Below are 20,023 nucleotides of genomic sequence, written 5' to 3'. Positions count from 1 at the left end.
CGACCAGTCATGTCAGGGAAACGCCTGCTTTTAAGGCCCGCGGCGCGGCATCGCAAGAAGCTTGGGCACATGGCTCCCAAGACTTTAGGGAACGTTAAAGCCGCCCCGCTAGCGTGGGCCCACGATTGTCCAGAGTCTCAGGCCGAAATGACCACTATCGGGTGCGCCCTGCGATCCGGCGACTGGCTCACGGCCACGCGGATCAAGTCCTACAGCTGGATTCTGCTCGCGGTCACGATCGCGGCAATCGCCGGCTGGATCGCGCTGTCCGACGGGCTGATCGACCGCAACGGCAAGCCGATCGGGACCGACTTCTCCAACGTCTATGCGGCAGGCGTGCTGACCCTTCACGGCAAGGCGGCGGATGCCTACGATCCGCCGCTGCAGCATGCGATGGAAAAGGCCGTGTTCGATGGCCGCGACGTGCCGTTCTTCGGCTGGCACTACCCGCCCTTCTTCTTCGCGATCGCCGCCATCACCGCCCTGCTGCCCTATGCCGGAGGGCTCGCGCTCTGGGTCGTGTCGAGCCTGCTCGCATACCTCACGGTCATGCGCGCGATCCTGCCGCGTTCCGAGACCCTGCTGGTGGCGACCGCCTTTCCCGCCGTGTTCGTCAACATCGGTCACGGCCAGAACGCGTTCTTCACCGCGGCGCTGCTCGGCGGCGCGCTGTTGCTGATGGAGCGCGACCGGCCGTGGGCGGCCGGCATCCTGATCGGCCTGCTCGCCTACAAGCCGCAATTCGGCGTCCTCATTCCCGTGGCGCTGCTCGCAGGCACGCGCTGGCCGACGATCGCTGCTGCAGCCGCCACGGTGGCCGCGCTGGTCGCGATCAGCTTCGCCGCGCTCGGCAACGAGGTCTGGCACGCCTTCTTCCAGTCCATGACTTTCACACAGAGCGTCGTGCTCGAGCAAGGCGGCACCGGGTGGGAGAAGATCCAGTCGGTATTCTCCGCCGCGCGCCATTGGGGCGCCGATGTCAGGTCCGCCTATGCGCTGCAAAGCCTGCTGGCGCTGTCGCTCGCGGCCGGACTTGCCTGGCTGTGGCAGAGCGAGGCTGCGTTCGATCTCAAGGCTTCGGCACTGGCGAGCGCGAGCCTGCTGGCGACGCCCTACGTGCTCGACTACGACCTCGTGGTCGTTGCGGTTGCGATCATTTTCTTCGTCCGGCACGGCCTCGCGAACGGCTTTCGCGACTACGAGCTCAGCGTGCTCGCGGCCGCCTGGATCGTGCCGCTGCTCTCGCGCAGCGTCGCCGGGCTGACGACGATACCGCTGGGCCTCATCATTCTGATGGCCCTGTTCGCGCTGACCCTGCGCCGCGCACTCACCGATCGCGCCGTCGAGATCGGTGGACACGCGCGCATCGCACAAGCGTGATCTCGATTGTTTGAATCTATTGGAAAGTTGTTATTCGAGAGTGCAGTGCAGTAGCGCATTTCGACTTTTTCCATCCGCCGGCACTTGCAGCCTGCGCTCATCGGCATCATTGTCTGGCCGCATTGCGGGACGATCTGGCGTCCGGATGCGCGATGCGTCCAACCCTTGATTCCTCGAACTCGAAATCGGCCGGATGTACAAGCTCTATTCGATGCAGCGGTCAGGCAACAGCTACAAGGTCCGCCTTGCGCTTGCGCTTCTGAACGCGCCCTATCAGGCGATCGAGATCGACATTCTGCGCGGCGAGAGCCGCACGCCGGATTTTCTCGCCAAGAATCCGAGCGGCCAGGTGCCGCTGCTGGAAGTCGGCGAGGACCGCTTCATCGCCGAATCGAACGCGATCCTCTGGTATGTCGCCGGCGGCACGCCGCTGGTGCCGGAGCAGCGCATCGAGCGCGCCGAAGCGCTGCAGTGGATGTTCTTCGAGCAGCATGCGCTCGAGCCGAACATCGGCGCCGCCTATTTCTGGCTGCTCCTGGTCAAGGGCGGGCGCGACCTTCAGACCCATGCGCTGGAGGACTGGATGGAGCGCGGCTATGCCGCGCTCCAGGTGATGGAGAATCATCTCAAGAGCAACGATTACTTTGCCGCGAAACAGCTGACGGTCGCCGACATCGCGCTCTACGGCTACACGCACGTCGCCGATCGCTGCGACTTCGATCTGTCGACCTTCCCGAAGATCCGCAACTGGCTGCGCCGCGTCGAACAGACACCCGGTTTCGTCGCGATGGATTGGCAGCCGGCACTGATCGATTCAGCCGGCATCGCCGCCGACTACGGGTGACATGCTCACCGTAAAACTACCGACCGCCCGTAGAACAGCGGGGAAAATACACGTTTAGGCGGGAACAAATACCACGAGCGCCATGTTCTTGCCTTTTTTGCTGATTTGCCGCCGCAATCCTGCCCAGCGCGACCTTAGAATTTACCTCTGCGAGTGATTCGCTCGCGGATGTATGGGTAAGGGATTTCGACTTCATGTCCCGGTGGCGTTGTGCTTCCGTTCCGAAGTTCAGTTGGGTCCGCGGCCGCGCGTCGCCGCAGGAGTCGAACCACCGTAGAGGGCTCCGCACGCCCGTCAGCGGCTTTCACGGCCACGCAACGCTCACCCTTTCGCCCGGCCTGACCACCGCCGTGGTCGCAACGATCGCGGCCAGCACGCTCTCATTGGGTGTCAGCGTCACCATTGCGGTGGTGTCGATTCGCGCCGTCTTGTCGATGCCCGCTTAGCAGGAAGCCATTTTGACAACCCTTCGCGGTTTTCGCGACAACAGGCGATGATTGTCTCGCACACAAAATGGCGATGAAATCAACGGTCGTAATCGTTGCCGTGACCCTGGCACTCGCGATCCTGCTGGCGGCGTCACTGCTGATCCTGATCGAGCGACGGGGCGAGCTCTCGCTCTCGCCGCTGACCGAGGAGGATCGGTCGGTCTACGTCGAGCTGATGCGGCCGCCCACCGCCGAACCGGTGCTGCCCATCCCTGATTGATCGCGAACACGGCTGCGCGTATCGAAGGTCCGTCGAGATTTTCAAACGGACGACGAATCCTTCATGCACGAAGCACTCACTGTGCGCGCCATCGCGCGCGACGACCATGATCGCTGGCTGCCGCTCTGGGACGGCTACAACGCCTTCTACGGCCGTTCCGGGCCGACGGCGCTGCCGGCCGAGGTGACCGCGATGACGTGGTCGCGCTTCTTCGATGCCAACGAGCCGGTGCATGCCCTGGTCGCCGAGAGCGGTGGCGAGCTGATCGGCTTGGCGCATTACCTGTTTCATCGCGCCACCACCACGATCGGGCCGCTTTGCTATCTCAACGACCTGTTCACGAGCGAGGCCGCCCGCGGCAAGGGCGTCGGCCGGGCGCTGATCGAGGCGGTCTACCGCGAAGCGCGGCAGGCTGGTGCGCCGCGGGTCTATTGGCAGACGCACGAGACCAACACCACGGCACAGGCGCTCTACGACAAGATCGCCGAGCGCTCGGGCTTCATCGTCTACCGCAAGGCGCTGTGAACGGGCGGTGTCACGCCGCCGTCACGGGGCCGGCCTACGCTCCATCGAGCGCCTGATCATCCCCCCGTCACCGGTCACGCGTTTCAGCGGTCCCCGTCAGTCGCCGTCTCTGACCGGGGCCGCATTTTTTTGTCGGGCATGGTCGTTGGACGTGGCGCGTCTCACGCCACGTTCGTCGTCGTGTCCTGCGGCTCCAATGGTGCCAGCTGAGAAGCCTTCGCCTGCGCGGCTTCGACGCACATTCTGACAGCCTCGCCCATGCTCGCCGCGACCAGATCGGCCTTGGTGGCTTCTTGCAGCACCTTCGCGGCCTCCTGATCAACGTCGGCCGCGCAGCAGACCAACATCACCTTTGCTCTGGGGAGCCGTCGCTTCAAGCGACGAACGGAGTAGCGCATATGTGCGACGCCGGAATTGCCGATATAGATCAGGCAGGCAATCGCAACACCTGCGGGCTCGAGCTTGATGACGTTCGCCATCGAGAGCGCCTCCACTCCTGAGACCTTCGCGCCCAACCCGTGCGCCGACGACAGTTGCGCGAGAATCACCGCCGCCGCTTCGTCGATCGGGGTTCGCCCCGCCACGCACAGGACCGGCTGCTCGCTCCGCCATCCTTCGGCGAGATTGTCCTTGCTGAGGATGGGTATCGTGTCGATGGCCCCACTGCTGGCCGAGCTGTCGACGGCCGATGCCGCCTCCGGATCGCTGGTGGTCTCGCGTTTCGCCAGCGGACCATCATTCTGATCGGAAAGATCGGCGGTCAACTCGGCGACGGCGTCACGGATCGTTGCAAGGCGATCATAGGCGAGCGCCCCTCGGTCGGCGTCGGCTTGGGCCAATTGCAGCCCCTTCACCGCGACCTCGTCGCAATAGGCAATCAACGAGCGCTCCTTCAAGAACTCCTCTGCCTTCTCGGCCGCTTCCGTCGGATCGTTCGCAAGCATGCGCTGGTAGAAGATCTCGGGAGGAGACAGCGCTGGACGATCACCGAACATGACGTCGAGGAACTCCAGGCGCTCCACATGTCGTCCGATGACGACCAAGCAGACCGTCAGCGGCGTCGCGAGCACCAACCCGATTGGGCCCCACAGCGCGGTCCAGAACGCGGCCGAAACGACCACCGCCACGGGGGACAGGCCCGTGCTGCGCCCATAGACCATCGGTTCGATGACGTGGCCGAGCAACGGCTCGACCACGAGAAACAGGGCCAGCGTCCAAATCAGCATCGACCAGCCAGGGTCCACCGCTGCCGCCAGAGCAAGCGGAAACGCCGCGGCGATGACGGCGCCGATATAGGGCACGAACCGAAGCGCTGCGGCGAGGATTCCCCAAAGGAGGGCGCTGGGGATGCCGATGAACCACAAGCCGAGGCCGATCACGACGCCGAATCCGCCGTTCAGGGCGAGCTGGGTGAGGAACAGCCGGCTGAGCCTGTAAGCCGCATCATCGAGCGCCGCCGTGGTGCGCTGCAGGTCCGATGAGCCCGCAAGGCGGATGAGCCGATTCCTCAGGTCCTCGCGTTGAAGCAATATGAAGATCACGAAGATGATGATGATGCCGGTCGTCGCCAGCGGATGAATGAGCGGCGAAATCAGCGTGCGAAGACTGTCCAGCGCTCCAGGATCGGGCTGCTGGACCTCCACCGGGATCGGGGTCACAGGGACTGAGGAATTCGTTCGCAGTCCGCTCGGCGGCCGAGCCGCTTCCGGCTCTTTCGGTTTGTCGAGTTCCTTGCCCAGATCCTTGAGCATGTCCGATGCACGCTCGAGCGTCCCTCTCCCGGCCTTGGTGTCGCGGAACGACTGGATCTTGTTGCTCATCGTCGATTGATAGTTCGGCAACTCACTGGCAAGCTGGGTGAGCTGGGTGGCGAGCAGGCTGCCCAGCGTAAAGATCACGACGAACGCGAGAACGACCACGCTGACGACGGCCAGTCCGCGCGGGGCACGAAGCCGCTGCAGTTGCGCGACCAATGGCGCCAATACGAAGCTGAGCAGGATGGCCAGGGCCACGGGCACCAGGATGTCACGACCGAAATACAGCAGCGCGATGATGATGACCGCAAAAATGGCGACGGCCAGCGCGCTGATCAGCCCGAGAACTTCCTCCGGGGTGCGGACCTTGAGCGGCTGTCTGATGATCATCGAATCTCTCTGCGAACGAGGAGGGCGGCGCACGTCGCTCATGCGGTCAGGCTGTCAACGTCGACGAAGGCGGCGCGTTGCAACGGAGGGAAGCTTCTGACGATGTCGCCGGTGCCGGTGGTCATATGCCGAAAGGTTCGTCTCGATCCGAGCAACCATCCCGGCCTTCGCTAGAACAGAACGACCGAGGGCGCTGGCCGGCGCTGCCCGCCCTGCCGGACATTCGGCTTCCTGTTTCAGACACGCGATAACAGCCTCGTGAGGCTCCAGTTCCCGAGAGCGCCTGACGTCGCCTGCGCGTCTGCCGACGGCTACGACTGCTCAGCTTCGGCGCGCCGTCGCACCTGCTCGAATCAGCCGGACCTTCGCTAGGGCGTTGTCCTTGTTGACGCCAGCAGGCCCGGCGGACCGGCTGGCCCGGCGCGAGCAGCTTGCGATGGCGCACGACCGGCGGCCGTCCGGGTCCTGTCGGCCGCCGCGTCGCTTCAGCGCAAAACGAGCGTCCGCTCGGCCGTGCTCAGCCAAGACGAGTCGCGGAGACGGATCGCAATGGTGGGCTTTGTCCTTGTCCTACGTCTTGCTGCCCACCGTTTGGCGGACCTCGAACCCCTCGAACTGCGGCGGGCCGAGATAGTGCACCTTGGTGTCGCCGGCCCGCTGGTGCGCGGCGCGGAATGCTTCGGACTTGGTCCAGTCCTCGAACGTCGTCTTCGACGCCCAGATCGTATGCGAGGCGTAGAGCGTATGGTCCTCGGCTTCCGGTCCCTTCAACAGGTGAAACTCGACGAAGCCCGGCACCTTGTCGAGATGGCTGTCGCGCGACAGCCAGACCTGCTCGAAGGCGGCCTCCGAGCCCTTGGCGACGCGAAAACGATTCATGGCGATGAACATGCTGATCTCCTGAGGGATGAATGCCGCAGGTCGAGGAGTAGCAGACTTCGCGGTGCAATGCGCCTGCGACGACGGCCGCTGATGCCGCAATGTGGAAGGCTTCAGGACGCCTGATCAGGAAATGGCGCAAGCGAGCCTTACGCTACGAGCCCCTTGATCGGCTTCACGGCCGCGCTGTCCGGAAACACCGCGCCGCCGAGCGCGTGCTCGCCGATGCCGAGATGATCGGCGAGTACGCCCTTGAACACCGCGCGAAGATCCGTCGTCGGCGCAAGATCGCGTCCCTGGTAGAGGCTCGCCATCTTCAGCGTCGGCCAGTCGGCGATCACCCGTCCGCCCTTCACCGCACCGCCGGCAAGCAGCGCAATCGTCCCGGTCCCATGATCGGTCCCCTGGGTGCCGTTGATCCTTGCCGTGCGCCCGAACTCGGTTGCGACCACCACGACCGTATCGCGCCAGCACGGGCCAAGCCCGCTTTCGAACTCGGCGAGCGCACCGTCGAGACCCGACAAGAGCTGCGCCAGCCGACCGACCGCACCACCTTCATTGGCATGCGTGTCCCAACCGTCGAACGCCAGCGCGGCGATGCGCGGACCATCCTCCGCGGCGATCAGCTTCGCCGCGCCGCGCGCGACCTGGCGCATCGCCGCGATCTGGTTGCCGCCCGGCTTCGGCTTCATGTCGTCACCGACCGCGACCTTCTCGAGCTTGAGCCCTTGCGACAATGCAGCCGCCAACGCGGGATCGCGATGCGCATAGAGGTCGACCAGCCGCATCGCGGTGTCGTCATCGGCCTGCGGCACCGTCACCGGCGCCCAACCGACGGTGGGCGCTGCGCCGCGCAGCACCAGCGGCGCCGTCGGACCGACCGCGAGCGCGCCCGCGACGCGGGGGCCGCGCGGCAGAGCCTCGACTGCGCGGTTCAGCCAGCCCGATTGCACGCGGCCAGGACCGGCGAAGCCGCTTTCGAGCACGTCCTGACCATCGAAATGCGAGCGCTCGCGATACGGTGTCGCGACAGCGTGAATCACGGCAGCCTGCTTGTCGCGATACATGCGCGCGAATTCCGGCATCGACGGATGCAGCGCAAAGAACGAATCGAGCTGCAGCGCCGGATTTGGTCCCGCCGTCGTCAGCGCGATCGCGCCATGCAGTCCGGCGTAGTCGGGATCGCCGATCGGCGCGACGGTGGCGAGGCCATCGAGCGCGCCGCGCAGGATCACGACGATCAGCCGCGGGTCGCGCTGGCCGGCGGCCCGCGCGAATTTCGGCAGACAGCCCCAGGCCGCAAAGGACGCGCCTGCCAGCAGCAAATGGCGTCGCGAGGTCAACAGCGAGGTCGCGATCCGGTCCATCGTCATCTCCTCTGGAATTCCGGCGACATCAGCAACAACGCCAGCGCCTGCTGGCGCGATTCCGCACGCTCGATCGTGCGCCGCGTCTCCGTCGAGGTCGCATCGCCCGCGACGAGATCGAGCAGGTCGCGCGGATCGAGATTGTTGCCAAGACGTGCGGCGAGTTGCGCGGAAATGTCCAGCCGCAGCTTCATGCCCTCAGGGGCAGCCCACATCGCGTTGATATCAGCAAATCCGTTTGGTCCTGCGGGCGCCCATAGCGGCTGGCCGAGCGTGTTCAGGGAACTGAGATAGAAGCCGGGATCTTCCGGCACGCGCGCCAGCAGCCGGCCGCCGGCGACCAGGAACTCATAGGGCGAACGGATCTTGGTCAGCGGCGCCGACCAGGCCTCGTCGGAGTCGACCAGCGCCAAGGTCAGCGCCTTGAGGTCGCCATCGCTCTTCTTGAACACGGCTTCGAGCCGGGCGACGAGCGCGGGCGGCGGATCATCGGCGACGAAATGGCGCGCGAGCCTGGTGGCGATGAACTTCGCCGTCGAGGGATGGCGGGCGATGTCCGCGAGCGCGGCCTCGCCCTGCGCGAGACCGTCATCCTGATAGACCTTGCCGAGCAGGGTCTGCGGCCCCGGCTGGTGCGCATTGGCATTGAACACGAAGCTGCCGGGCGCCGCGTTGCGGTTGTTGCGGCCGGCAAAGCTCCAGCCGGTGATGATACGCGCCAGCGAGGTTACGTCCTCCTGGGTGTAGCCGCCGCCGACACCCAGCGTGTGCAGCTCCATGATCTCGCGGGCGAGGTTCTCGTTGAGGCCGCGCTTGCGGTTCTGGCCGGCGCGCGAGTCCGGTCCGAGCGATTCCTGGTTGTCGAGGAAGAACAGCATCGCCGGATGCTGCTCGACCGCCTTCAGCATGTCGGCGAAGCGTCCGAGCACGTGCGGCCGGATCGCCTCGCGCTCGAACGCACCGGCCCACATCCGCGCCAGCTCGCCCTTGCCTGCGGAGATGCAGAAATGATTCGACCAGAACGCCACCAGCCGCTCGGTGAAGCCGCAATCGGCGAGCACGGCGCGCTGCAGCCGCGCCAGCGCCTCGGCACGGAACGTCTTCTGGACGACGTTGGGCGGCTGCTGAGCCTGCGCGGGCTTTGCCGGCGTTCCCTGCATCGCGGGTGCAGGGTCGGCGCCGGCTGCTGGGGCCGCCGATGGCGTTGCGGCCGTGGCTTTGTCCGCGCCGTTCGTGGACAGGCCGCGCGTGGGGCTGGACTGCTCCTGCGGCGCAGCCTCCGACTTCGCGGCCTCGCGGGCCCGCTTGACCTCGTCCTGATAGGCGAAGACGGCATCGGCGAGTGCGGGCGTCGGCTGCAGACCCGGCGCTTCCAAGAGCGCTCCATTGGGACGCCCGAGCTCGGCCTTGACGAAGCCGCGCGGGTCCGACGCCGCATTGACGAGATCGCCCGAGGCGCCGCCACGCGCGCCGAAGCCGAAGCGATTCAATGCAACAAGAGCCGCTCGAGCATCACGCGCCATGCCACATCCTCGAGCCTGTCATCGCGGGAGCTCCCGAAACGCTGTGTTGCCGCGACCGCAGACTGCGATGGCGCGGCAGATTGTCACGCACTATACTTGCCCCGGCAGATGAACCGAACATGAAAAGGGGCTGGTCGCACGTGGCTCCGAACGTGACAAATCGTTTAGCGGACATGACCGCGCGGCAACTCACCTGCGAGTCGTGCGGCGCGGAGTTCAGCTGCGATCCCGGCGGCTCCTGCTGGTGCTTCGAAGAGGCCGTGCGCCTGCCGCTGCCCAACAACGGACAAAGCCGGTTCAAGGACTGCCTGTGCGTCAACTGCCTCAAGAGGCTGGCCGGCGAACCGGAGGCGGGATCGTGACGCGCTGGCACGTCGAAGCGGTCCTGCTCGACATGGACGGAACGTTGCTCGACACCGAGAAGGTCTATCTCGAAGCTGCGATCGCGGCGCTGAATGCGCTCGGCTACAGCGACGGCGTCGTCGAGCTCTGCCATGCGATGATCGGCATTCCCGGACCCGACAACGAGCAGACCCTGCGCGACCATTTCGGCGACGATTTTCCGCTGGTCGAAGTCAACCGCCTGTTCGCGGCCAAGACGATCGAGATCCTGCAGGCGGGCATGCCGCTGAAGCGCGGCGTCGTCGCGCTGCTCGACGCGATCGACGCGGTCGGCCTGCCCAAGGCCGTCGTCACCTCGTCCTCGCGCAGCACGGCCGCGGAGCATCTCCGCCTCGCCCGCATCGGCCACCGCTTCGATGCGGTCCTGACGCGCGACGACGTGACCCGCGCCAAACCGCATCCGGACCTCTATCTGCTCGCCGCGGAACGGCTACGGACGCGCGCGCCGGCCTGCGTCGCAATCGAGGATTCCAATCCCGGCGTCGCCTCGGCGCACGCCGCAGGCGCGATCACCTTGATGGTGCCGGACATCGTGCCGCCGAACGATCATTCGCGGGCGAATGCGGCGGCCGTGCTGCCGGATCTCGATGCCGCCATCGCGCTGCTCGCGCGCCGTTCGGTGTTGCCCGTCAAGACATGACGTCACGTCGGCAGGCTCGTCCGGCCATGCCGCTAATTCATCAGCCATTGTCTTCAAAGGCGGCAGAAGACGGTCACGATCGGTTCACGTCGTTGCGCGCCGCCGGCGGCCCTATCGGATGCATTAACCCGCACGCACTACCGTGCAGGCGTTGGCGGATGGGCTTCTTTCATGTTGCGATTTATTGGCGCCGTGGGCGCGGCATTTGTAGTGGCATTCGGTGGTGTGAGCTGGGCCGTCAGGGGCTTTCCGTTGCCGGGCGCGTCCTGGGGAGCCTCGACCTGGTCGGCCCCGATCGAGACGGTGTCCAATATTGCCAATGGGTCACAGACGGTGGCCGTGGTGGCACCGCTGTCCGCGACGGTGGACATGTCGTTCGGCGATGCCAGGTCCAGGGAAAAATTCGATCGCAAGGCATGGCTCGCCGAGCACACCTCGCAGAGCGACAAGAACCCCAAGCTCGATGCGTTGCGCATGGACGCGCTGCAGGCCGCGACCGCCTACAAGCTGTCGCCCTGCGACAAGACCCAGAAGCAGAACCTCGTCGAGGCGGTCACCGCCTATACGCGCGCCTACGTCGCCAAGCTGGATTGCAAGCGCAATTTCTTCGGCGCCAAGATCTGCAGCGAAAAATCCATGGAGGAGGCGGCCGACAGCGTCGGCACGCCGCTCGATCAGCGCGTGAAGGAGGCCTTGTTCGAAGCCTTCGACGAGAAGGGGATCACCAAGGCGGACTTTCCGGCGGATGTGCGCGAGGACGTCCCGATGTTCGCCGGACCGGGTCTCTGGTCCGACGAATCGTCGGTGTGCCGTATCCGGCAGGCGCAACGGGACCGGCGATAGCAAACGAGCGCTGCCATGAACCGGCTCATCTTCATCATTGCAGCCATCCTCGTCTGGCAGGTTGGCGGACGCCTGTTCCTGACCGACGCGCCGAGTGCGGCGGCTGCGTTTCCGCCCGTCACGGGCGCGGAGTTTCAGGAGCACGAGAAATACACCGAGGACGCCCGGCGCTCGCAGCGCCAGGACGCGCTGAAGGCGCTCGACCGGGCGTGGAGCGACCGCTGCGGCGACAAGCGCAAGGACTTCATCAGCAGCGTCGGCCACTACTACTATCACCGCCAGAACCAGAACGAGCGCTATCCCGAGACCTATGGTCCGGCGGGCGCCGCCTACATCGCCGGCGTCTGGACGACCGCCGAGGATCGCCGGATCGAACGCCTGACCCAGGAAGCCTACGCCGCCGGCTACATCAAGCCGTCCGATTTCGACGGCATGGCCAGCCAGATGGTCGCGACGATCGTTCGCGGCGAGCGGGTCAGGGGACGCGGCTGCGCAGGCTGACGGTCCTGCGGGAAGCATATCGCCTCCCCTTTGGCAGCGCCGCCGCGACCAGCGTCCGTGCCGCCGCGCCCGCGGTCTCCATGTAGCTGGCGTCACGATGCAGCAGCACAACCGCGAACGCGCCGTCGAGCAGGAGCAGCATCTGCCGCGCGAGCTCGCCCGCTTCGGCAATTCCCTGCTCTTCGAACATCGCCTGCAGCCAGGCCTCGAACTTCTTCTTGTGGGCGGCGCCGATCCTGATCGCGGGATGGCCGGGCAGATTGGCGAGCTCCGCGGTGGTGCGCAGGAAGCCGCAGCCGCGCCATTTCGGATGCCGCGCGGCGCGCGCAAGCTGATTGAAGATCCCGGCGATCTTGTCGGGCAGCACGCCCTCGGTCTCATCGAACCAGCGCTTGAACAGCTCCAGGTTCGGCTGGTCGCGCGCGGCGAGATAGGCCGCGACGAGATCGTCCTTGCTGCGGAAATGATAGTACAGCGTCTTCTTGGTGACGCCGGCCTTTTCCGCCACCGCGTCGACGCTGACGGCGCGGATGCCTTCGGCATAGAACAGCCTGCTCGCGGCGGCGACGATGCGGGCGGGCGTGGGATCGGAGGATCGGGGCATGGCGGCGCTCGGTCTCGGTCAATGTATACTAACCAGTGAATATACCTCGGCTGCCGCGACGCCTAGTCTTCGCTTGCTCCAACCGCCAGCCTGCGAGACGCCATGACCGACCTCCTCCTGCTCGACATCTCCGACCGCATCGCCACGATCACGCTGAACCGGCCGGAGCGACTGAACGCGCTCAGCTACGCGCTGATCGATCGATTGATGGCCGCGCTCGACCGCATCGAGGCCGATGCCGGCGTCAGGGCCGTGATCCTCACCGGCGCGGGACAACGCGCCTTCTCGGCCGGCGCCGACATCGACGAATTCACCGCAAGCGTCCGCCAGGGGCGCGCCGCGGCGCTGCGCGACTTCGTGCGGCGCGGCCAGGCGATGACGGCGCGGCTGGAGGCGTTCCGCAAGCCGGTCGTCGCCGCGGTGAACGGGCTCGCCTTCGGCGGCGGCTGCGAGATCACCGAGGCCGTGCATCTTGCGGTGGCGAGCGAGCGCGCCAGCTTCGCCAAGCCCGAGATCAGGCTCGGCATGCCGCCGACCTTCGGCGGCACTCAGCGGCTGCCGCGGCTGGTCGGCCGCAAGCGCGGACTCGAGCTGCTGCTGACCGGCGATTCTTTCCCGGCGCAGCGCGCGCTGGAGATCGGCCTCGTCAACGCCGTCGTGCCGCACGACGAGCTGTTGCCGGCGGCGCGCGCGCTGGCGCAGCGCATCATCCGCCACGGGCCGGACACCATCGCCGGCATCATCACCGCCGCGACGCGCGGGCTCAACATGGCGGTCGGCGAGGGGCTGCAGGTCGAGAGCGAGCAGTTCGCGAGCCTGGTCGGCAGCCGCGATCTCACCGATGGGCTGGCGGCCTGGCGCGAGCGCCGGCCGCCGCGTTTCTAGACCGGATGGCCCGGCGACTTGCGCGCCAGCCCGTCGAACGCATCGAGCAGCCGCTCGCGCCAGGCATGGACGCTGTCGCCCTCCTCCAGCAGCCGGAACGGGCTCACCACGCGCGCCCATTGGAAGCCGCCGAACACGATGTAGTCGGCATAGTCGGGCGCGTCGCCGCCGATGAAGGCTTGCGTCTTCAAGGTCTGGCGCAGCGGCTCCAGCGACCTGCGGAAGCCGATGACCGCCTGGTCGCGCGTCGCCATGACCTCTTCGAGGCTCTTGCCGAACCGCGCCTCGCGCGACGCGCGGAAATAGTCGGCATCCTCGGCGGCAAGGTTCTTCGGGATGTCGGCGATGATCAGCGGGAAGATGCCGCCGACGATGGCGATGTCACCCCAGGCATTGAGGAAGCGCGCCATCGCGCGGCCGCCGGCGCCGCCGAACAGCGACGGCCGGTCCGGATAGGTGTCCTCGAGGTAGTTGGCGATCGCCCAGGAATCGGCCACCGCGCGGTCGCCGTCGAGCATGACCGGCACCTTCTCCGATCCATGCGGAGCGATCGCGCTCTTCTCGGTGAAGCGCCACGGAATCGATTCTGCGCTCAGGCCCTTGTGCGCCAGCGCCATCCGCGTGCGCCAGCAATAGGGGCTGAACGGGCGGCCCGCATCGGTCCCGACGAGTTCATACAGCTTTACTGCCATTCCCGGTCTTTCCTCCAAGTCCGGACCGTTCTAGCGCACGACGCGGCCGTTGTCGCGCAGCAGCCGCGCGCCGGCATCGGTGACGATGATGAAGAGGCCGACGCCCGCGATCGCCTGGCGCGTGACATAGCCCAGATCGGCGGCATCCTCCCACACCGTCAGCCGCGGGCAGCTCGTTCGCCACGTCGCCACCACCTCGGCATGGCTGCGCGGCGCGCGCGCGATCCATTCGACGAAGTCGAGCACCAGGGGGTCTGCCGATACGGCCATGCTCGCCTCACTCTGCCGCCGCCGAGCTCTGCGCGGCCAGCAGCAGCCAGCCGCCATAGAGGATGTAGTAGCTCGCCACCGCGGTGATGATGCGGTTGGCCCAGGTGCGGAACTGCTGCTCGCTCATTGCCTCCAGCAGCCGCCGCGCCAGGCTCGTGCCGAGCATCGACGCTCCGACGGCGACGAGCGCGAGCACGGGATCGAGGCCCGCGGCCTGATCGATGATGCCGCCGAAATAGATCAGCTTGGTGAGGTGGCTCGCGACCTGGCACGTCGCCTTGGTGGCGACGATCGCGCGGCGGTCGAACCGCGCGCCGAGAAAGAACGTGTCGAGCAGCGGCCCGGACACCCCGGTCATCAGCATCAGCCCCATGCAGATCGTGCCGTAGATCGCGCCCTGCCAGACGCTGTCCGGATCGGGCCTGAGGCCGGCCGGCATCAGCCGCGCCATGAACGGCGTGACGCCGAGCAGCAGGAGCGCGACCGGCTTGTCAGGCACGTAGCGCACCAGGGACCACAGGCCGAGCGCCAGCGCGCAACCGACGAGATACACCGCGACCGGCCGCCAGCGGATGTGCCGGCGCCACAGCACGGCGCGCCAGCCGTTGGACGCCATCTGCGTCGCCGCGTGCAGCACCATCGCCGCCGGCAGCGGCATGATCGCCAAGAGCACGCCGATCAGGATCAGCCCGCCCGCCATGCCGAACAGGCCCGACAGGAACGCCGTCGCCACCATCAGCAATCCGAGCGCTGCAATCAGGGCTGGTGTCATGGCTGATCTCCTCGCCATGCAGATTGTCGCACTGGTGACGGCCGCACAAACCGAGTTATCTTGCCCTCCATCAGTTTTCCTGAGGGCTCGATGAGACGGCTGCTGTTCCTCAACGGCATCAAGGCATTCGAGGCGGCTGCGCGCACCGGCAGCTTCGCCGCGGCCGGCGGCGAGCTCAACGTCTCCGCGGCCGCGATCAGCCGCATGGTCAACCTGCTCGAGCAGCGGCTCGGCGTGGTGCTGTTCGAGCGCAAGGCCAACCGCCTGGCGCTGACCGCGCCGGGCCGCGCCTATCAGAGCGGGCTGACGCCGATCTTCGATGCGCTGTCGAGCCTGACCGCGCAGATCATGGCGCCGTCGTCGATGCGCGTGCTGACGCTCGGCGTCGGTCCGACCTTCGCGATGAAATGGCTGATCCCGCGGCTCGCCGATTTCAGCACCGAGCAGCCGGACATCGAGGTCCGCATCACCACCGGCGGGGCGGCGGTGCCGTTCGGCGACGACTGGAGCTGCGGCATCAAGCTCGGCCACGGCGCCTGGCCGGGTCTCGTCGCCGAGCCGCTGTTCGCCGCCGATCTCGTGCCGGTGTGCACGCCGCGGCTGGCCGCGACCTTGAAGAAACCGGCCGACCTCAAGGGCCCGAGCCTGCTGCGGGTGTCGCATGCCGCCGAGGACTGGGCGCTGTGGCTGAAGGCCGCGGGCGTCACCCGCGTCAGCGCGCGCGGCACCGAGTTCCAGTATTACGGGCATGCGCTGCAGGCCGCGATCGACGGGCTCGGCGTCGCGATGGGCATCCGTCCCTATATCGACGATGACCTCGCGGCAGGACGGCTGGTTGCACCGTTCGCACTGACCGTCCCAAAAGGCGAGCGCTGGTATCTTGTCTACCGCCATTTCCAGGCCGGCCAACGTGATTTCGCCGCGTTCCGGCGCTGGATCATGCGCGCAGCGTCGCAACCCGCGACCCGGAATTCTCAGCGCAGGGACGCGCTCAAAAAAGACGCTGACGTGTGAACCTGTTCACAAATGCTCGGACAAACTCATGCTGTTGTTGCAGTTTGGAACATCCAGGACTGCGCAATGACGTATTTGTACGAGGACTTCGCCATCGAGCCGTTCGAAGCAGGACGCGGCTTGTGGCACGCGCGGATCCGCCGCGCGGACATGACCCCGGTGGTGATCAATGGTGTTTCGTTCCCGTCTCTCGAAGTCGGCTTTGCCTGGTCCGATGCAGACATGGCGATCGCCGATGCCAAGAGCCACATCGACCGCTTCCGCAAGCGGTGGGACTGACGACGGCCAACTGATAGGCCGTCGCTTCGAGCATGCAACGGAGGATATCGACCGCCCCCCGGGAAAAGACGGATAGCGCGACGTGGAACAATCTTCGAGAGTGAAGTCCCCGAGAGTCCATCCGCGCGGCCAGACGGTTCCAAGCCAACAATCCAAACGCCAATTCGAAATGCCGAGTGTATTCGTAATGCGGACTGCAATTCATGGCTGAGCCTGCCGTCAAACACCTCGCTTATTCGGTGCGTACGCGATGCCCGGACTGCGATGCCGAGCTGAGCGTCCTGAGCGTCATCAACGGCCGCGGCGGTTCCGAGTACTGGGCCCTGCAATGCGTCGCCTGCCACGGCGTGCATCTCGACATCGTCGAGCAGCCGACCCGGCATTGAACCGCAGCGAGGCGTCGCTGGAGCGCCATCGCGCGCGCCGCGGCTCGCGAGTCGCTCGCTGATCTCGTGTGGCCTTCCGCGTGCAGGCGCATCTCGGGCCGTCCTGCTGCCACCATGCTGTCAGCAAGGCCGCTGCGCGGCGCCCGATCACTCTTTCAAGTCAGCGTCATCCGTCCCATATTCGGGCCATGGCGAAGACCCCCGACACCCCCAAGAAGCCTGGCCGAACTCCGAAATCGAGAGCGCACCGGCCCGACGTGCAGCCGATCGCGCCCGCGCTCGCCGAGCTGCTCAATCCCGCCATCAACCGCGGCGAGAGCGGCATCGGTTCCTCAACGGGACTGAAGCCTCCGCCGGACAATTCCTGGGACCGCCGCAGCGGCGGCGAGGCCGCCGCGCACCGCGCGCGGGCGTCGACGCGCGGCAAGAGCGCTGAGGTTGCGGCCCGCGACACGTCCGATCGCCCGATCCCGCTGCGGCCGAATCCGCAGCCGGTGGGAGGGCGTTCGTCCGTCCGTGACACGTCACAAGCTTCAGCCCAGCAGGACGCTGCGCTCCCTCCCCCCTTGTGGGGGAGGGCTGGGGAGGGGGGTGCCCCAAGCAACACTGCCCGTGAATCCACCCCCGCCTCCTCCCCGCAAGGGGGAGAGGAGGAGAGCGTGGCGGCGCGACCTGAGTCCCCTCCCGCGTTGGCCGACGACTCAGACACAGCTCGTGCCGGAGTACCCCCCTCCCCACCCCTCCCCCACAAGGGGGGAGGGAGCGCCGCAGCGCATGCGGACGCGCCCTTTGACAACGCTGGCGAGTCAGGCCTCGCCGAAGCGCCGCAAGCCAATTACGGCACCGCCGCCACCATCCCGACGCTCGATCCCGAGCTGGCGCGGCAGCTTGGCCTGCCCACGGCCGAGGACGACGAGGAGGCGCTCGCCCGTCCGCCGCGCAACAAGATGGAGGCGCTCGGCGTCAAGGCCACGGCGGAAGCGCTGGAGTCGCTGATCCGCGAGGGCCGTCCCGAGTTCCGCAAGGACGACGGCTCGCTCAAGGTGTGGACGCCACACCGTCCGCCCCGTCCGGAGAAGTCGGAAGGCGGCGTCCGCTTCGAGATCAAGTCGGCCTATGAGCCGAAGGGCGACCAGCCGCAGGCGATCAAGGAGCTGGTCGAAGGCATCGCGCGCAACGACCGCACCCAGGTGCTGCTCGGCGTTACCGGCTCCGGCAAGACCTACACCATGGCGAAGGTGATCGAGGCGACGCAGCGCCCGGCGATCATCCTGGCGCCGAACAAGACGCTCGCCGCGCAGCTCTATGGCGAGTTCAAGAGCTTCTTCCCCGACAACGCGGTCGAGTACTTCGTCTCCTATTACGACTACTACCAGCCCGAGGCCTACGTCCCGCGCACCGACACCTATATCGAGAAGGATTCCTCGATCAACGAGCAGATCGACCGCATGCGCCACGCGGCGACGCGCGCGCTGCTCGAGCGCGACGACGTCATCATCGTCGCCTCGGTGTCCTGCATCTACGGTATCGGCTCGGTCGAGACCTACACCGCGATGACCTTCGCGCTGAAGAAGGGCGAGCGCATCGACCAGCGCCAGCTCATCGCCGACCTCGTCGCTTTGCAATACAAGCGCACCCAGCACGATTTCACCCGCGGCACCTTTCGCGTGCGGGGCGACGTCATCGACATCTTCCCGGCGCACTATGAGGACCGCGCCTGGCGCGTGAACCTGTTCGGCGACACCGTCGAGAATATCGAGGAGTTCGATCCGCTCACCGGCCACAAGCAGGACGAGCTGGAGTTCATCAAGGTCTACGCCAATTCGCATTATGTGACGCCGCGCCCGACTTTGGTGCAGGCGATGAAGTCGATCAAGTCGGAGCTGAAGATCCGGCTCGACCAGTTGCACGCGCAGGGCCGCCTGCTCGAGGCGCAGCGGCTGGAGCAGCGCACCACCTTCGACATCGAGATGATGGAGGCGACCGGCAGTTGCGCCGGCATCGAGAACTACTCACGCTATCTCACCGGCCGGCTGCCCGGCGAGCCGCCGCCGACGCTGTTCGAATACGTCCCCGACAACGCGCTGGTGTTCGCCGACGAGAGCCACGTCACCGTGCCGCAGATCGGCGGCATGTTCCGCGGCGACTTCCGCCGCAAGGCGACCTTGGCCGAATACGGCTTCCGCCTGCCCTCCTGCATGGACAACCGCCCGCTGCGCTTCGAGGAGTGGGACATGATGCGGCCGCAGACGGTGGCGGTGTCGGCGACCCCCGGCGGCTGGGAGCTGAACGAGGCCGGCGGCGTGTTCGTCGAGCAGGTCATCCGCCCGACCGGGCTCATTGATCCGCCGGTCAACATCCGCCCCGCCCGCACCCAGGTCGACGATCTCCTCGGCGAGGTCCGCGCCACCGCGCAGGCCGGCTATCGCTCGCTGATCACGGTGCTGACCAAGCGCATGGCCGAGGACCTCACCGAATATCTGCACGAGCAGGGCATCCGCGTCCGCTACATGCATTCGGACATCGACACCATCGAGCGCATCGAGATCATCCGGGATCTCCGCTTAGGGGCCTTCGACGCGCTGGTCGGCATCAACCTGTTGCGCGAGGGCCTCGACATTCCCGAATGCGCGCTGGTCGCCATCCTCGACGCCGACAAGGAAGGTTTTCTGCGCAGCGAGACGTCGCTGATCCAGACCATCGGCCGCGCCGCGCGCAACGTCGACGGCAAGGTGATCCTCTACGCCGACCAGATGACCGGCTCGATGGAGCGCGCCATCGCCGAGACCAACCGCCGCCGCGAGAAGCAGGTGGAGTACAACACGGCCCACGGCATCACGCCGGAGAGCGTGAAGAAGTCGATCGGCGACATCCTCAACTCGGTCTACGAGCGCGACCACGTGCTGATCGAGACCGGCGGCGGCACCACCACCGACGACGTCATCTCGATCGGCCACAATTTCGAGGCCGTGCTGGCCGACCTCGAAACCCGCATGCGCGAGGCCGCCGCCGATTTGAACTTCGAGGAAGCCGCCCGCCTGCGCGACGAGGTCAAGCGCCTGCGCGCCACCGAGCTCGCCGTCGTCGACGACCCCACCGCCAAGCAGCGCACCGTGCAGGGCAAGGCGGGCAGCTACGCCGGCGCCAAGAAGTACGGCGACGCCGCCAACCTCCCGACCACGGCCCTGAAGGGCCGCGGCTCGGCAGCACGCGGCGGCGGTGCGTCAAGCCGCGCGGGCGGTCCCTCCGTTCCCTCCCCCCTCGTGGGGGAGGGCCAGGGAGGGGGGCCCACGAGGGTATGAACCGGGCTGAGTCCTGACAATTCAGACCGGGTTGATTCCTGACAGGCAAGCTTCGTCCGATTC

The 20,023-nt window shown here is 66.6% G+C and carries 21 protein-coding genes; 13 read left to right on the top strand and 8 right to left on the bottom strand.

Going from position 1 to position 20,023, the window contains the following annotated elements:
- The first annotated feature begins 147 nt into the window (after positions 1–147).
- The 4 genes from QX121_RS22860 to QX121_RS22845 all read left to right on the top strand — a co-directional run bounded on the left by QX121_RS22860 (position 148) and on the right by QX121_RS22845 (position 3,457).
- Entirely contained in the window at positions 148–1,380 is a 1,233-nt protein-coding gene (locus tag QX121_RS22860) for a glycosyltransferase family 87 protein (protein WP_315813106.1), read from the top strand.
- A 193-nt stretch (positions 1,381–1,573) separates the two neighbouring features.
- Entirely contained in the window at positions 1,574–2,224 is a 651-nt protein-coding gene (locus tag QX121_RS22855; RefSeq protein WP_315714112.1) for a glutathione S-transferase family protein, read from the top strand.
- 513 nt (positions 2,225–2,737) lie between these two features.
- Positions 2,738–2,932, top strand: coding sequence for a hypothetical protein (locus QX121_RS22850; RefSeq protein WP_315733936.1), 195 nt, complete (start codon positions 2,738–2,740; stop codon positions 2,930–2,932).
- 63 nt (positions 2,933–2,995) lie between these two features.
- Entirely contained in the window at positions 2,996–3,457 is a 462-nt protein-coding gene (locus QX121_RS22845) for a GNAT family N-acetyltransferase (protein WP_315813105.1), read from the top strand.
- Between the two features lie 161 nt (positions 3,458–3,618).
- Here the strand turns inward: QX121_RS22845 and QX121_RS22840 are convergent, their stop codons facing one another.
- The 4 genes from QX121_RS22840 to QX121_RS22825 all read right to left on the bottom strand — a co-directional run bounded on the left by QX121_RS22840 (position 3,619) and on the right by QX121_RS22825 (position 9,370).
- A complete protein-coding gene (locus QX121_RS22840) occupies positions 3,619–5,601 on the bottom strand; it encodes an AI-2E family transporter (protein WP_315813104.1) in 1,983 nt (660 codons plus the stop codon).
- 570 nt (positions 5,602–6,171) lie between these two features.
- Positions 6,172–6,492, bottom strand: coding sequence for an antibiotic biosynthesis monooxygenase (locus QX121_RS22835; protein ID WP_315733939.1), 321 nt, complete (start codon positions 6,490–6,492; stop codon positions 6,172–6,174).
- 137 nt (positions 6,493–6,629) lie between these two features.
- Entirely contained in the window at positions 6,630–7,853 is a 1,224-nt protein-coding gene (locus QX121_RS22830) for a DUF1501 domain-containing protein (RefSeq protein WP_315813103.1), read from the bottom strand.
- The gene (locus QX121_RS22825; protein WP_315813102.1) at positions 7,850–9,370 is read right to left on the bottom strand and encodes a DUF1800 domain-containing protein; all 1,521 of its coding nucleotides are present in this window, start codon (positions 9,368–9,370) and stop codon (positions 7,850–7,852) included. The genes QX121_RS22830 and QX121_RS22825 overlap by 4 nt, the downstream gene beginning before the upstream one ends.
- A 140-nt stretch (positions 9,371–9,510) precedes the next feature.
- Between QX121_RS22825 and QX121_RS22820 the strand changes: the two genes are divergently transcribed.
- From QX121_RS22820 to QX121_RS22805, 4 genes are all read left to right on the top strand, one after another.
- The gene (locus tag QX121_RS22820) at positions 9,511–9,732 is read left to right on the top strand and encodes a cysteine-rich CWC family protein (RefSeq protein ID WP_315735657.1); all 222 of its coding nucleotides are present in this window, start codon (positions 9,511–9,513) and stop codon (positions 9,730–9,732) included.
- On the top strand, positions 9,729–10,412 hold the full coding sequence (locus QX121_RS22815; RefSeq protein WP_315813101.1) for an HAD family phosphatase: 684 nt from the start codon (positions 9,729–9,731) through the stop codon (positions 10,410–10,412). The genes QX121_RS22820 and QX121_RS22815 overlap by 4 nt, the downstream gene beginning before the upstream one ends.
- Positions 10,413–10,583: 171 nt before the next feature.
- Positions 10,584–11,255, top strand: coding sequence for a hypothetical protein (locus QX121_RS22810; RefSeq protein WP_315813100.1), 672 nt, complete (start codon positions 10,584–10,586; stop codon positions 11,253–11,255).
- Between the two features lie 15 nt (positions 11,256–11,270).
- A complete protein-coding gene (locus tag QX121_RS22805) occupies positions 11,271–11,756 on the top strand; it encodes a hypothetical protein (protein WP_315813099.1) in 486 nt (161 codons plus the stop codon).
- Here QX121_RS22805 and QX121_RS22800 read toward each other — a convergent pair.
- Positions 11,731–12,360 (bottom strand): helix-turn-helix domain-containing protein, encoded by a 630-nt coding sequence (locus tag QX121_RS22800; RefSeq protein WP_315813098.1) that lies wholly within the window; start codon positions 12,358–12,360, stop codon positions 11,731–11,733. The genes QX121_RS22805 and QX121_RS22800 overlap by 26 nt on opposite strands.
- 102 nt (positions 12,361–12,462) lie before the next feature.
- Here QX121_RS22800 and QX121_RS22795 point away from each other — a divergent pair, with 102 nt between their 5' ends.
- Complete coding sequence (locus QX121_RS22795; RefSeq protein WP_315813097.1) at positions 12,463–13,245, top strand: crotonase/enoyl-CoA hydratase family protein; 783 nt, start codon at positions 12,463–12,465, stop codon at positions 13,243–13,245.
- Here the strand turns inward: QX121_RS22795 and QX121_RS22790 are convergent.
- From QX121_RS22790 to QX121_RS22780, 3 genes are read right to left on the bottom strand one after another with little or no spacing between them, the layout of a single operon-like run.
- A complete protein-coding gene (locus QX121_RS22790) occupies positions 13,242–13,937 on the bottom strand; it encodes a glutathione S-transferase family protein (protein WP_315813096.1) in 696 nt (231 codons plus the stop codon). The genes QX121_RS22795 and QX121_RS22790 overlap by 4 nt on opposite strands.
- A gap of 30 nt (positions 13,938–13,967) precedes the next feature.
- Positions 13,968–14,207 (bottom strand): hypothetical protein, encoded by a 240-nt coding sequence (locus QX121_RS22785; RefSeq protein ID WP_315813095.1) that lies wholly within the window; start codon positions 14,205–14,207, stop codon positions 13,968–13,970.
- A 7-nt stretch (positions 14,208–14,214) separates the two neighbouring features.
- The gene (locus tag QX121_RS22780; RefSeq protein ID WP_315733959.1) at positions 14,215–14,979 is read right to left on the bottom strand and encodes a sulfite exporter TauE/SafE family protein; all 765 of its coding nucleotides are present in this window, start codon (positions 14,977–14,979) and stop codon (positions 14,215–14,217) included.
- A gap of 90 nt (positions 14,980–15,069) precedes the next feature.
- Between QX121_RS22780 and QX121_RS22775 the strand changes: the two genes are divergently transcribed.
- The 4 genes from QX121_RS22775 (at position 15,070) to uvrB (ending at position 19,960) form a co-directional block, all read left to right on the top strand.
- The gene (locus tag QX121_RS22775; protein ID WP_315733960.1) at positions 15,070–15,993 is read left to right on the top strand and encodes a LysR substrate-binding domain-containing protein; all 924 of its coding nucleotides are present in this window, start codon (positions 15,070–15,072) and stop codon (positions 15,991–15,993) included.
- A 66-nt stretch (positions 15,994–16,059) separates the two neighbouring features.
- A complete protein-coding gene (locus tag QX121_RS22770; RefSeq protein WP_315733961.1) occupies positions 16,060–16,272 on the top strand; it encodes a hypothetical protein in 213 nt (70 codons plus the stop codon).
- A gap of 203 nt (positions 16,273–16,475) precedes the next feature.
- The gene (locus tag QX121_RS22765; RefSeq protein WP_315733962.1) at positions 16,476–16,658 is read left to right on the top strand and encodes a hypothetical protein; all 183 of its coding nucleotides are present in this window, start codon (positions 16,476–16,478) and stop codon (positions 16,656–16,658) included.
- Positions 16,659–16,846: 188 nt separating this feature from the next.
- Complete coding sequence (gene uvrB, locus QX121_RS22760; protein WP_315813094.1) at positions 16,847–19,960, top strand: excinuclease ABC subunit UvrB; 3,114 nt, start codon at positions 16,847–16,849, stop codon at positions 19,958–19,960.
- Positions 19,961–20,023: the final 63 nt, after the last annotated feature.

This window comes from Bradyrhizobium sp. SZCCHNR2028, assembly GCF_032380995.1.
Taxonomy (GTDB): Bacteria; Pseudomonadota; Alphaproteobacteria; order Rhizobiales; family Xanthobacteraceae; genus Bradyrhizobium.
Note: the sequence above shows the minus strand (reverse complement) of the source record. Positions and strands in the feature narration are given on the sequence as shown.

Excerpts from the sequence above, each read along its gene's own strand:
- QX121_RS22860 (WP_315813106.1), top strand. The coding sequence starts at position 148 with ATGACCACTATCGGGTGCGCCCTGCGATCCGGCGACTGGCTCACGGCC.
- QX121_RS22855 (WP_315714112.1), top strand. The coding sequence starts at position 1,574 with ATGTACAAGCTCTATTCGATGCAGCGGTCAGGCAACAGCTACAAGGTC.
- QX121_RS22850 (WP_315733936.1), top strand. The coding sequence starts at position 2,738 with ATGGCGATGAAATCAACGGTCGTAATCGTTGCCGTGACCCTGGCACTC.
- QX121_RS22845 (WP_315813105.1), top strand. The coding sequence starts at position 2,996 with ATGCACGAAGCACTCACTGTGCGCGCCATCGCGCGCGACGACCATGAT.
- QX121_RS22840 (WP_315813104.1), bottom strand. The coding sequence starts at position 5,601 with ATGATCATCAGACAGCCGCTCAAGGTCCGCACCCCGGAGGAAGTTCTC.
- QX121_RS22835 (WP_315733939.1), bottom strand. The coding sequence starts at position 6,492 with ATGTTCATCGCCATGAATCGTTTTCGCGTCGCCAAGGGCTCGGAGGCC.
- QX121_RS22830 (WP_315813103.1), bottom strand. The coding sequence starts at position 7,853 with ATGACGATGGACCGGATCGCGACCTCGCTGTTGACCTCGCGACGCCAT.
- QX121_RS22825 (WP_315813102.1), bottom strand. The coding sequence starts at position 9,370 with ATGGCGCGTGATGCTCGAGCGGCTCTTGTTGCATTGAATCGCTTCGGC.
- QX121_RS22810 (WP_315813100.1), top strand. The coding sequence starts at position 10,584 with ATGTTGCGATTTATTGGCGCCGTGGGCGCGGCATTTGTAGTGGCATTC.
- QX121_RS22805 (WP_315813099.1), top strand. The coding sequence starts at position 11,271 with ATGAACCGGCTCATCTTCATCATTGCAGCCATCCTCGTCTGGCAGGTT.
- QX121_RS22800 (WP_315813098.1), bottom strand. The coding sequence starts at position 12,360 with ATGCCCCGATCCTCCGATCCCACGCCCGCCCGCATCGTCGCCGCCGCG.
- QX121_RS22795 (WP_315813097.1), top strand. The coding sequence starts at position 12,463 with ATGACCGACCTCCTCCTGCTCGACATCTCCGACCGCATCGCCACGATC.
- QX121_RS22790 (WP_315813096.1), bottom strand. The coding sequence starts at position 13,937 with ATGGCAGTAAAGCTGTATGAACTCGTCGGGACCGATGCGGGCCGCCCG.
- QX121_RS22785 (WP_315813095.1), bottom strand. The coding sequence starts at position 14,207 with ATGGCCGTATCGGCAGACCCCCTGGTGCTCGACTTCGTCGAATGGATC.
- QX121_RS22780 (WP_315733959.1), bottom strand. The coding sequence starts at position 14,979 with ATGACACCAGCCCTGATTGCAGCGCTCGGATTGCTGATGGTGGCGACG.
- QX121_RS22775 (WP_315733960.1), top strand. The coding sequence starts at position 15,070 with ATGAGACGGCTGCTGTTCCTCAACGGCATCAAGGCATTCGAGGCGGCT.
- QX121_RS22770 (WP_315733961.1), top strand. The coding sequence starts at position 16,060 with ATGACGTATTTGTACGAGGACTTCGCCATCGAGCCGTTCGAAGCAGGA.
- QX121_RS22765 (WP_315733962.1), top strand. The coding sequence starts at position 16,476 with ATGGCTGAGCCTGCCGTCAAACACCTCGCTTATTCGGTGCGTACGCGA.
- uvrB (WP_315813094.1), top strand. The coding sequence starts at position 16,847 with ATGGCGAAGACCCCCGACACCCCCAAGAAGCCTGGCCGAACTCCGAAA.